The sequence below is a fragment of the Pelomonas sp. SE-A7 genome (genome assembly GCF_030345705.1).
Taxonomy (GTDB): Bacteria; Pseudomonadota; Gammaproteobacteria; order Burkholderiales; family Burkholderiaceae_C; genus JAUASW01.
The window spans coordinates 458,764-470,536 of the sequence record NZ_JAUASW010000003.1 but is presented as its reverse complement, the minus strand read 5'-3'; the positions used below and the strand labels follow the sequence as shown (position 1 = coordinate 470,536).

The 11,773-nt window shown below is 68.9% G+C and carries 7 protein-coding genes; 6 read left to right on the top strand and 1 reads right to left on the bottom strand.

Going from position 1 to position 11,773, the window contains the following annotated elements; genetic code table 11:
• Positions 1-42: 42 nt before the first annotated feature.
• The 6 genes from QT382_RS20140 to QT382_RS20115 all read left to right on the top strand — a co-directional run bounded on the left by QT382_RS20140 (position 43) and on the right by QT382_RS20115 (position 11,207).
• Complete coding sequence (locus QT382_RS20140) at positions 43-2,490, top strand: PKD domain-containing protein (RefSeq protein ID WP_289255913.1); 2,448 nt, start codon at positions 43-45, stop codon at positions 2,488-2,490.
• A 149-nt stretch (positions 2,491-2,639) separates the two neighbouring features.
• Positions 2,640-4,997, top strand: coding sequence for a YCF48-related protein (locus tag QT382_RS20135; protein ID WP_289255912.1), 2,358 nt, complete (start codon positions 2,640-2,642; stop codon positions 4,995-4,997).
• A 250-nt stretch (positions 4,998-5,247) separates the two neighbouring features.
• Positions 5,248-5,655, top strand: a complete 408-nt coding sequence (locus QT382_RS20130; protein WP_289255911.1) for a hypothetical protein — start codon at positions 5,248-5,250, stop codon at positions 5,653-5,655.
• Positions 5,540-7,747, top strand: coding sequence for a YCF48-related protein (locus QT382_RS20125; RefSeq protein WP_353957288.1), 2,208 nt, complete (start codon positions 5,540-5,542; stop codon positions 7,745-7,747). Before QT382_RS20130 ends, QT382_RS20125 begins: the two co-directional genes overlap by 116 nt.
• Before the next feature lie 86 nt (positions 7,748-7,833).
• A complete protein-coding gene (gene queA / locus QT382_RS20120; protein ID WP_289255909.1) occupies positions 7,834-8,886 on the top strand; it encodes a tRNA preQ1(34) S-adenosylmethionine ribosyltransferase-isomerase QueA in 1,053 nt (350 codons plus the stop codon).
• 8 nt (positions 8,887-8,894) lie between these two features.
• Positions 8,895-11,207 carry a hybrid sensor histidine kinase/response regulator gene (locus QT382_RS20115; RefSeq protein ID WP_289255908.1) on the top strand — a complete coding sequence of 771 codons (2,313 nt, stop codon included), beginning with the start codon at positions 8,895-8,897 and terminating at the stop codon, positions 11,205-11,207.
• Here QT382_RS20115 and QT382_RS20110 read toward each other — a convergent pair.
• Positions 11,168-11,764 carry an IMPACT family protein gene (locus tag QT382_RS20110; RefSeq protein ID WP_289255907.1) on the bottom strand — a complete coding sequence of 199 codons (597 nt, stop codon included), beginning with the start codon at positions 11,762-11,764 and terminating at the stop codon, positions 11,168-11,170. The genes QT382_RS20115 and QT382_RS20110 overlap by 40 nt on opposite strands.
• Positions 11,765-11,773: the final 9 nt, after the last annotated feature.

Here is an 11,773-nt window from a genome sequence, read left to right as displayed (position 1 = left end):
ATCGCGCCCGTCGTCGATAGCTGCTGACGAGGGAGCACAAGAATGAACGCCGTCCATCGCTCGCGCCTGCGAGCCCTTGCCGCCACTGTGGCGCTGACCAGCCTGATGGCCGCTTGTGGCGGCGGCGGTGGTGGCGGAGGCTCGACCGTCGAACCGCCCAAGCCGCCGCAAGGCACGGCCTTGCCGGACCAGGTGACGCTGACCGCCCTGGCCGCCACCGAGATCGGCGTCGAGCAGTCCTTCGGCAACAGCGTGTCGGGCCTCACCGGGCTGACTTTTGCCTGGGACTTTGGCGATGGCAGCACCAGCGCCGAGCCCAGCCCCAAGCATGCCTATGCCAAGACTGGCGACTTCGCGGTCAAGTTCAAGGTGACCAATGCCGCTGGCACGTTCCGCGAAGCGACGCAGACCGTTGTGGTGAACAGCCTGGCCCATGTGCGCAATCTGAGCTGCAGCGGCGCCAACAGCAGCGGCTGGTGCTGGCAGACGCCGCGGGTCGGCGAGCGCTTCAACGGCGTCGCCCTGCTGAGCGCCAGCCTGGGCTGGGCGGCCGGCGCCGACGGTCAGCTTTTCAAGACCACCGATGGCGGCAGCAGCTGGACCGCCGGCTTCAAGGCCGCGGGCAAGTCCTTTGTATCGATCAACTTCGTGGATGCGCAAGTCGGCGCGGCCCTGGCCAAGGACGGCACGCTGTACCTGACCACCGATGGTGGCACGCAATGGGCGGCAAAGAGCATGGCGCCCGGGTTCAACTCGACCGGCCTCGGCCAGACGCTGGACCTGCTCGACAGCCGCCGCATCGTGGTGCGCCGCAGCGGCCTGGCCGCGGCGAGCAGCGACGGCGGCACGACCTGGTTGAGCGTGGCCAAGACGGTGGCCACGGCTCGGCCTTCGAGCGCACTCTGGGCTCCGGATGGCCGCTACACCGACCTGGGCCAGGCCTACCAGGCCTATGGCCCGACCCCGACCACGCGCGAGCCCTGGGAGTCGAGCGGCCCCGGCTGGTATTTCTGGACCGACGATCTCACCGCGGTGGATGAGCTGACGGCCGTGCGCGTGCAGTGGGCCGACCAGCCGATCAGCAACGGTCCCGACCTGCGTGCCGTGTTGCGGACCTTCGATGGCGGCCAGACCTGGGAGCGCATCGCGATCAAGGAGGACGGCGTCCGCCTGTCGCGCTCCCGGATCAGCCCGGCCACGGAAAGGCCGATCTACTACCCCACGCTCCTTGTGCCTACCAACGGCCGGGTGCTTTGGGCGCTCGGCAGCACGGTCTACCGCAGCACCGACGGCGGTGCGAACTGGACTCAGGCCGTCGTCGCCGGCGGAGCCCCGACCGGCATTCGGGTGGAAGGCTGGGCCGACCGCAGCAATCCGGCGCGTCTGCTGACGGTCTACCGCCAGTTCGGCGAGACCCTGGGCGTGCTGTACGAAACCCTGGACGAGGGCAAGACCTGGACCAAGACTGGCCTTGCCGAGGCGGGAATCGGCGTGACCCGCATCCTGTCGGGCGAGGCAGGGCGGGTCGTGGTCGAGGCCAACAATGGCGCGCAATACAGGCGCGATGATGCGACGGGCCGCTGGGTGCGGATTGCCAATGCCGACGACCTGGGCTCAATCACGGCCCTGGGCTTCTGGGACGGTCAGACCGGCAAGGGACTGGCCACCACCTCCGGCTCCGGCCTGCTGGCCACCGACGATGGTGGGCGCAACTGGCGTGTACAGCAGCTCGGCGATCTCTCGGCGTTCTTCTTCCCGGCCAACTACCGCAGCAAGCTGCAGGTCTTCGGCAGCAAGGCCTGGACGGCACGCAACGGCAACGTGTATTTCAGCGACAACCGCGGCGACACCTGGACCGAGAAGGGCCGGGCCCAGTTCGGCGCCGCCCATGTCTGGACCGCCCACTTCCGCGATGCCAACAATGGTGACGTGGTGCTGGACGCCGGCTATCTGATGCGAACCACCGATGGTGGCGCCACCTGGACCCGCACCGGCAATGCCGTGCTGAGCAACGACATCCAGTTCGTCAACGACCAGCTGGGCCTGATCAATATCGAGAAGGCCGGCATCTCGGTGACGCGCGACGGCGGTGCGACCTGGTCCAACGTCGTCATTCCGACCGCGCAGTTCTATTTCAAGCAGATGCTGATGGTCGACGCCAACGAATGGTGGGTGGTCGGCTATCTGGCGGCGCCGGTGGTCGGCTACGTGCACGTGACCCGCGATGGCGGCCAGACCTGGACCGAGCACAAGCTGCCCGGCAAGGACTGGCCGGCGCTGCGGGCGGTGGGCGTGGCCGCCGATGGTCAGCCCTGGATCGCCGGCGACGGCGGCGCACTGTTCACCACCACGGACCGCGGTGCGACCTGGCAGGACCGCAGCCTGACCACCGGCTCCTCGCTGTCCGCGATCCACTTCAACTCGAGCAAGACCGGCTGGCTGGGTGGCACGCGCGGCGAGGTGGTGTCTACGGGCACCGGCGGTCGCTGACACCCCTGACAGACATCGGCAACGGCGGGCAATGAAGCCTGCCAATGGTTCGCCCCCCCCGTTGGTGGGGGTGAACTGGGGGCGAAAAGCCGATTGCCTGCCGGCACAATCCCGCCGGCCCAACGAGGTCGAGTCAAGAGGGAGAAATGATGAACAACAAGCATGTGAGCCTGCGTGCTCACGGGATTGGCCTTGCCGCAGCGGTGCTGCTGGCAGCTTGCGGCGGCGGTGACGACAGCCCGCCGGCGCCCACGACGCCACCGGTCACGGCGGTACCCGAGAGCCTGTCGCTGACCGCGCCGGCTGCCGGTGAAGCCGGCACCGAATTCCAGTTCGGCAACAGTGCGTCCGGCCTCAGCGGCCTGACCTTTGCCTGGGACTTCGGCGACGGCAAGCAGAGCAGCGATGCCAGCCCCAAGCACAGCTTCAGCAAGGGCGGCGACTACGAGGTCGTCCTCAAGGTCAGCAATTCGGCCGGGGCCAGCCGCGAGCAGCGGATCAAGGTCAGCGTCACCAACCTGGCCAACGTCAAGGGACTGGTCTGCAGCGGCGCCTCCTCGACCGGCTGGTGCTGGCAGCAACCCAAGCCGACCGGCAACGAACGCACCGACCTGCTGATGCTCAGCGCCACAAGCGGCTTCATGGTGGGTGAGAACGGCGAGATCTTCAGGACCACCGATGCCGGCACCACCTGGACGGCCGTGCCGTCGGGTGTCACCAGCACACTGCGCAGCATTTCCTTCAGCAGCGACAAGGACGGCTGGATCGTCGGCGACTACGGCGCGCTGCTGCGCACCAGCGATGGCGGCGCCACCTGGACGCTGAGCAAGATCGCGGAGACAGATTCCTACTACAACTCGGTGGGCGCCCTGCAGGCCCTGGATGCCAACACGGCCATCATGGGGGTCGGCTACAGCTACCGCTACACCAGCGACGGTGGCAAGACATGGGCCACCTCCGGCATGCAGCCCAGCCTGATCACGCCCAAGGGTGTCTTCTGGTCGATGGCCAGCTACGGCAGCCAGCTCAACAAGTCCACCGACTTCGGCAAGTCGAGCAGCGTCGTGATGACCCTGTCGGAGCCGGGCTATTCGATGAACGGGTCCGCGGTCGCGGTGTTCGACGAGAGCGTGGTCATGCTCAGCAGCGTCCTGTACCGCTATGACCCCTACACCTACAACTACGAATACAAGCGGGTGCTGCGGCGTTCGGAAGATGGCGGCGCCAGCTGGACCCGCATCGAGCCTTCGGGCCTGGAGGCGGAAGACCAGCGCGGCAGCTCGATGCCGCAGATCATGCGCGCTTCGGCCACCGACAAGAACGTCGTGGCTGCCTTCGGCTCGTCGGTCTACCGCAGTGCCGACGGCGGCAGCAGCTGGAAGAAGGTCAGCACGCCGTCGGGCATGTATTCGTCCACCTTCGGCGGTACGCTGGCCCTGGGCAACACGCTGCTGGTGCCCTCCTATGGCACGGTCTACCGCAGCGAGGACCTGGGTCAGACCTGGACCGCCATTGCCGTCGGCACCGCGTCCAGCAGTTCCCTCTGGGGGCTGAAGCGCATCAACACCGACACGGTCACGGTGCGCTCCTCCGAAGGCAGCGCCTATGTGTCGGGCGACCAGGGCAAGACCTGGAAGCGCTTCCAAGGCAGCAGCCCTGGCCAGCAGGCCACCTACGTGGGCGGCGGCTTCTTCGACGGCAAGCATGGTTTCCTGCTGAGCCAGCAGGGCGAGATGACCGAAACCACCGACGGCGGCCTGAGCTGGAAGACCAAGCTGCCCGGCCTGATCCAGGGCTACGGCGACATGCAGGTCTACGGCGACAAGCTGGCCTGGCTGTTGCTGGGCGATGGCCGCTTCTCGCGCAGCACCGATGGTGGTGCCAGCTGGAGTTCGGCGGTGCGCGTGGGCCAGAGCGGCTTCCGCCGCATCGGCCTGGTCGATGACAAGCGGGCCTGGGCGGCCTACAGCTACAGCTACTACTCCAGCAGCTTCGCCCTGACGAGCGACGGTGGCCAGACCTGGACCGACACCTCGCCGGTGGCCAATGTCCAGTCGCTCTACATGGGCGCGGACCTGCCTCTGCTGGGCTACGGCAACACCGGCATGATTGCCACCAGCAGCGACAACGGCAAGACCTGGAGCCAGCGCTACTCCGGCACCCAGGTCCAGTTCCTGTCGATGACCGCGGCCGAGGCGGGCAACCTGTGGGTCGTCGGCGAGCAGGGCGTGGTTCGCCGCTCGATCGACAAGGGCCAGAGCTGGACCGAGGTCAACCTGGGCAGCAGCGACACCCTGAACCACGTGGCCTTCGCGAACGCCAAGGTCGGCTGGATTGCCGGCAATCGCGGCACGGTCTTCGCCACCACCGACGGCGGCAAGACCTGGGCGCGACAGCTGACCGGTACCCTGCGCCACCTCAGCCGCATCATCGTGGTCGATGCCAAGACCGCCTGGGCCCTCGGCGACGGCGGTACGGTGCTGGCGACCGGCAACGGCGGCTTCTGAGCCTGACCGGAGACAGACAGGGCTGGGGGGGCACCCCGGCCCTGTCCCCATGGGGCGAATCGGTACTGCCCCAGAGACCATTGCACTCCTTTTCCTTCCTTTGGGTGAGCGAGCAAATAACGAGTTAGAGAAGCTCCACTCGCTTGTAGACTGCCGCGGCTAAAACTACGAGGGAGTGCAACATGGCTCATAGGCCCATCGACAAGTCAATGATCGCGACGGCCGCGCTGTTGGCTGCCGCACTCGGTGGTTGTGGCGGCGGAGGTGGCGATGCCACCGCGACGGCTCCAGCGCCAGCTCCGGCCCCAGCGCCGGCCCCGGCTCCAGCTCCAGCTCCAGCTCCAACACCAGCTCCAACACCAGCGCCGACTCCGGCGCCCGCACCGGCCCCGGCTCCGACACCCGCTCCAGCCCCGGCTCCGGCTCCGGCTCCGACGCCAGCGCCGGCCCCAGCTCCAACGCCGGCCCCAGCCCCGGCTCCGACACCAGCTCCAGCCCCAGCTCCGGCTCCCACACCCGCCCCAGCTCCGGCCCCAACCCCGATCCCGGCCAGTCTGGCCATCACGGCATCTGCGACGGCCAGTGCTGGCGCATCGGTCAAATTCGCCAGCTCGGCCGACAGCCTGAGCGGGCTCAGCTACAGCTGGAACTTCGGTGACGGCAGCGGCAGCAGCACCGAGGTTTCGCCCAACCATGCCTATCTGCGGGGCGGCGAATACACGGTCGTGCTGAAGCTGAGCAATGCCGGCGGCCAGAGCCGCGAAGTGCAGCACAAGCTGACGATAGACACCAAGGCCAATGTGCAGGGCCTGCTGTGCAGCGGTGCGTCCAGCGCTGGCTGGTGCTGGCAGACGCCGCAGGCCAGCGCCAATCTGGCCGACCTGGCTTTTCTCGATGGCACGACCGGCTGGCGCGTCGGTGAGCGGGGCGAGATCGCCAAGACCGGCGACGGTGGTGTGACCTGGGTGGCCCAGCGGTCCGGCACGCTGGAGGACCTGGTCTCGGTCGCCTTCAGCGACAGCAAGAACGGCTGGGCCCTGGGCAGCGTCGATGTGGTGCTGCACACGCGCGATGGCGGTGACAAGTGGTCGCTCAGCCGCATTCCGGCCGCCTGCCCGAGAGGCAGTGCCGGCCGGATCAAGCCGATCAATGCCGAGATCGCCTACCTGTCCGGGTCGGAAGTCTATTGCGCCACCACGAATGGCGGGACGAGCTGGCGCAAGCTCGATCGGGAGCCTACCCATGTGTCCGACACCGGGGAGCTCTGGTACTTCGATTCCGCCAGCAACTCGATCCTGAAGTCTGCCGATGCGGGCCTGACCTGGACGCTGGTGCTGGCCTTGGGCGCGGGCAACAACTACCTGTCGGTGCAGATCCTGGCGCCCAAGGGCCAGGACGTGGTGGTGATGGGTATCTGGAGCAAGGGTACCCGGACCTACCGCAGCGCGGATGGGGGCCTGCGCTGGGGCGACGTCATCAATACGGCGCCCGGCTCCTACGACAACCTCTTCCTGCGCTCGGCGGGCTCGAACAACAACCGGCTGGTGCTGCAGACTGACAACGGCACGCTCTACTACAGCACCGACGACGGCAAGACCTGGAACACGGAGCAGGGGCCGTTCAAGGCCGGCCTGCTGGGCAACGCCTACAACAATTACCGGATCTACCTGGTGCAGGGAGATACCTTTCTGGCCGAGTACTACGCGCCGCCGGACGGTATGTATGCGCGTCCCAGGTATTTCAGGCTCAGTACCGACGTGGGCAGGACCTGGACGGCCATGACGCAGCCCGAGGGCTGGATCTATTTCTACGGCCCCGTCGTGGCCAAAGGCCCGAGCCTGCTGTGGCTCAAGGGCCTCAACGAGCACCGCCTGAGTCGCGACGGCGGTCAGACCTGGCCGGTGCTCGCCGCCAAGGAAGCCTTCCGGGTTCCGCGCAGCACCTCGTTCTCCGACGCCCTGCATGGCCTCACGGTCGCCGGCCGTACCGTCAGCGAGACCAGCGACGGTGGCCGGACCTGGACGGTACGCCGCGACGGCTCCAGCGCTTCCAGCATCGTTCCTCAAGTCCAGCTGATCGATGCCAAGCTCGGTTGGCTCAACGACGCCACCGGACTGTTCAAGACCGCCGACGGCGGTCGCACCTGGACCGCGGTCAAGTCCAACCCCGGCCTGAGCTGGCTGAGCGCCCGCGATGCCCAGCTGGCGGTGGGTCGCACCGCAGCCGGCATTTGGCAGGTGACCCGTGACGGCGGCGGCAGCTGGGCCGAGCTCAAGGGCCTCAATGCCGTAACCGGCATCAAGTGCATCCTGTTTGCCGACGCCAACCGCTGGGCTGCCATCGCAACGGACGGACGCCATCTGTTCTCGCGCGACGCCGGGGCCAGTTGGTCTACCGCCACCGTGGGCACGACGACGGGCACGGCGGTGGCGGGTCTGGCGCCGCTCTGGGCACCGGGCGCACGGGGCATGGTCATGCAGTCGCTGAACGGCGGCGAGCAATGGGCGACCGTCGCCATCGGCAATGCCGACGCCCGGGTGCTGGCGGTCAAGTTCTTCGACGCGCGGATCGGCTGGCTGGTCGGCGAGGCCGGCCTGTTGATGGCGACCACCGATGGGGGCCAGACCTGGCGGGTTCAGGCCAGCCTGGTTCAGGAGGATCTGCGGGCGATCGACGTGGTCGATGCCAAGACCGCCTGGATCAGCGGTTCAGGCGGCGCCCTGCTGAGCACGGCCAGCGGCGGAAACTGAGTGCGGCGGCGGTGGAGGCGGCGGTCGATGGGACAATCGCCGCCTCCCTTGTTTGGCACGGGTCCGTCCGGCCCTCAATCGCAACCATGTCCCGCTCCTACACGGTCGCCGACTTCGACTTTGAACTGCCGCCCGAGCTGATCGCCCAGCACCCGGCGCCCGAGCGCAGCGGCTCGCGCCTGCTGGATGGCCGCGACGACGCTCCCGTCGACCGCACCTTCCGCGAGCTGCCCGAGCTGCTCAAGGCCGGCGACCTGCTGGTCTTCAACGACACCCAGGTGATCAAGGCGCGGCTCTACGGCCGCAAGGCCAGCGGCGGCGCGGTCGAGGCCCTGGTCGAGCGGGTGCTGCCCGGCACGCAGGAAGTCTGGGCCCATGTGCGCGCCAGCAAGTCGCCCAAGGCCGGTGCGGTGATCCGCTTCGCCGAGGCCTTTGACGCCGAGGTGATGGGCCGCTGCGGGCCGGACGACGGCCTGTTCCATCTGCGCCTGGCCGGCGATCCTTTCGCCCTGCTCGAGGCCCACGGCCATGTGCCGCTGCCGCCCTACATCGAGCATGAAGACTCGGCCGACGACGTGCGGCGCTACCAGACCGTGTTCGCCCGCCATCCGGGCGCCGTGGCGGCGCCCACCGCCTCGCTGCATTTCGATGAAGCCGTGCTGGCCCGGCTGGCCGAGCGTGGCGTGCAGACCGCCAGCGTCACCCTGCATGTGGGCGCCGGCACCTTCCAGCCGGTGCGGGTCGAGGCCATCGCCGAACACAAGATGCACAGCGAATGGTTCGACGTGCCGGCCGCGACCGTCGAGGCGATCCAGCGCACCCGCGCCGCCGGCGGCAAGGTCATTGCCGTGGGCACGACCAGCCTGCGGGCGCTGGAATCGGCGGCCCGCGGCGGCGAGCTCAGGGCCGGCGCCAGCGAGACCGACATCTTCATCACGCCGGGCTTCGGCTTCCGCGTCGTCGATGGCCTGCTGACCAATTTCCATCTGCCGCGCAGCACGCTGATGATGCTGGTCAGCGCCCTGGCCGGTTATGAGCGAATCCGAGCGCTGTATGAGCATGCGATTGCGCAGCGCTACCGCTTCTTCAGCTACGGTGATGCGATGCTGCTGAACCGTCTCGGCACCCTCAACGACTGAAGTCACCCATGCGCGCCTGGCTGCTCGCCCTCCTGATGCTGCTGGCCCTGCCGGCCTGGGCCCAGCATGAGGGCGTGATGCGGCTGCGGCGGGCCGAGTTCGCCACCGGCGTGGACGGGCCCTGGCAGAAGCTCGAGCTGCCCGACAGCTGGGCCCGGCGCGGCCTGGCCACCGGCAGCCGCGGCATCTACCGGGTCGAGTTCGAGTTGCAGGCGCGGCCGCAGCTGCCCTGGGCCCTGTGGGCCGAGCGCCTTTCCAGCGCGCATGAGCTGTGGATCAACGGCCAGCACCTCAGCGGCGACCTGGGCGCCGATGCGCTGCAACAGCGCGGCCGCATGCAGACCCTCTGGGTGGGCATACCGCCGGCCATGCTCAGGCCCGGCGTCAACACGCTGGAGCTGCGGGTCGACAACGGGCCGCGTGCCGGCCTGTCGGTGCTCAACCTGGGGCCGGCCGAGGAAATGGCCGGCGAGTTCGAACGGGCCGACATGCTGTGGGCCGACCTGCCGCGCTGGCTCAACGTGGGCGGGGCCTCGCTGTCGGCCTTTCTGCTGCTGATCTGGTGGCGGCGCCGCTCCGAGGTGGCGATCGGCTGCGTGGGCGCGCTGTGGCTGATGTCCTCGGTGCGCAACTACAGCTACTTCACGCACAACCCGCTGAACAGCCATGTGCTCGTGGACTGGCTCTACTTCAGCTCCTTTGCCGTGGCCGTCCTGCTGCTGGGCCTGTTGGCCATGGCCCTGGCCGGCCGCCAGCTGCTGTGGTGGCGGCGCTCGCTCTACGCCGCGGCCGTCGGCCTGCCCTTGCTGGCCGCGCTGCTGCTGCCCTGGGGCCTGCTGCTGTGGATACGCGCCTGGGCCTTCCCGCTGATGATCCTGCTGTCCCTGCCGGCGCTGTGGCTGGTGCTGCGCCATGCGCGCGACGCCGGCTGGCAGCATTACCGCGGCTTCGCGGTCGGCCTGGTGCTGGTGCTGGCCGCCGGGGTGCACGACTACTTCTATCACCAGGGCCACACCACGGTGATGGACCGCTACTGGATGCCGCTGCTGATGCCGGTGGTGCTGGCCCTGTTCAGCTGGACCCTGATCACGCGGATGATCAATGCGATGGCCGAGGTCCAGCACCTCAACACCGAGCTGGAGCAGCGCGTGGCCCAACGCACCCGCGCTCTGGAACTGGCCAATGCGGCCAAGAGCCGTTTTCTCTCCAGCGCCAGCCACGACCTGCGCCAGCCGGTGGTGGCCATAGGCCTGTCGGTGGGCCTGATGCGTGAGCAGGTCGAAGCACCGGCCCAGCGCCGCATGCTGGACCAGGTGATCGAGGCCGTGGGCGCACTGGAGCGCCTGCTGGTCGGCCTGCTGGACCTCTCGCGCCTGGACTCGGGCACGGTGCGCACCCATGTGCAGAGCGTGCGGCTGCAGCCGCTGTTCGATGCCATCGCGGTCCACGAGGCCGACCATGCGCGCAGCCGCGGCCTGCGCCTGCGCTTCAGGCCCAGCTCGCTGACCGTGATGTCCGATCCGGTGCTGCTGGAGCAGATCCTGCGCAACCTGGTCAGCAATGCCCTGCGCTACACCCGCCGGGGCGGCGTGCTGGTGGCGGCGCGGCGACGCGGCACGGCCGTGCTGCTGCAGGTCTGGGACAGCGGCATTGGCATCGCCCCGGCCGACCAGGTGACCATCTTTGAAGAGTTCGTGCAGGTCGACAACCCGGCCCGCCAGCGCCGGCCCGAGGGCGGCATGGGCCTGGGCCTGGCCATCGTGCGGCGCAGCGCCAACCTGCTGGGCCACCGGCTGAGCCTGGCCTCGCGGCTGGGTCGCGGCAGCTGCTTCAGCCTGCTGCTGCCGCAAGGCGAGCTGCTGAAGCCCTTGGCGCCGGCCCCGGTCGAGGCCGAGCCGCTGAGCCTGGTCGGCATGCGGGTGCTGCTGGTCGAGGACGACGACGCGGTGCGCGCCAGCCTGAAGGCGCGGCTGCAAGCCTGGGGGGCCACGGTGCTGGCCCATGGCTCGGGCCAGAGCCTGCTTTCGGCCCTGCCGGTGGGCGTCGAGGACGCTGCCCTGTTCGCCGACTTGCTGATCAGCGACCAGCGCCTGCCCGACATCCGCGGCATCGCCCTGGTCAAGCAGGTGCAGGAGCGCTGCGGCGGCCTGCCGGCCCTGCTGATCACCGGCGACACCGCGCCCGAGCAGCTGGCCGAGCTGCAGGCCAGCGGCGTGCCGGTGCTGCACAAGCCGTTCCGCGCCGAAGCCCTGATGGCGGCGCTGGAGAAGCTGCTGTCGGCTCAGCCGGCGTCGGAGCTGAGCCAGCCGATACGGCCCTGAGTGGCGTCGTCGAGCCGGGCCTTGAAACCCGCGACGGCGCTCTCCGGCAGGCTCAGGTTCAGCTCGACCTGGGCGCCATGGCTGACTTCGCCCAGCTGCGCGCCGGCGCTTTCGATCTCGCGCCGCAGCAGGCCTTCCATCGAATACGGCAGCGTGCAGCGCAGCCGGGCCTGGCGGACCAGCGGGATCTTGTCGGCCTTCAGCAGCGCCTGGGCCACGGCATCGGTGTAGGCGCGCACCAGGCCGCCGGCTCCCAGCTTCACGCCGCCCCAGTAGCGGACGACGGTGGCCAGCACCAGCTCCAGGTCCTGGTGGCGCAGCACCTCCAGCATCGGCCGGCCGGCGGTGCCGCCGGGCTCGCCGTCGTCGTTGGCCGCCGACTGGCCGCCGGCCAGCAGGGCCCAGCAAACATGGACCGCGCCCGGGTGCTGCTCGCGCAGCTCATACACCCTTGCCAGGGCCGTCTCCCGGTCCGGACAGGGCTCGACGCAGCCAATGAAGCGGCTCTTCTTGATGATCAGTTCGCTGTGGACCGGGATGGCCAGGCTGTGCGGCATGGCGGGATT

What these genes read in the sequence shown, in the direction of transcription:
- QT382_RS20140 (WP_289255913.1), top strand. Translation starts at nt 43, where the DNA reads ATGAACGCCGTCCATCGCTCGCGCCTGCGAGCCCTTGCCGCCACTGTG.
- QT382_RS20135 (WP_289255912.1), top strand. Translation starts at nt 2,640, where the DNA reads ATGAACAACAAGCATGTGAGCCTGCGTGCTCACGGGATTGGCCTTGCC.
- queA (WP_289255909.1), top strand. Translation starts at nt 7,834, where the DNA reads ATGTCCCGCTCCTACACGGTCGCCGACTTCGACTTTGAACTGCCGCCC.
- QT382_RS20115 (WP_289255908.1), top strand. Translation starts at nt 8,895, where the DNA reads ATGCGCGCCTGGCTGCTCGCCCTCCTGATGCTGCTGGCCCTGCCGGCC.
- QT382_RS20110 (WP_289255907.1), bottom strand. Translation starts at nt 11,764, where the DNA reads ATGCCGCACAGCCTGGCCATCCCGGTCCACAGCGAACTGATCATCAAG.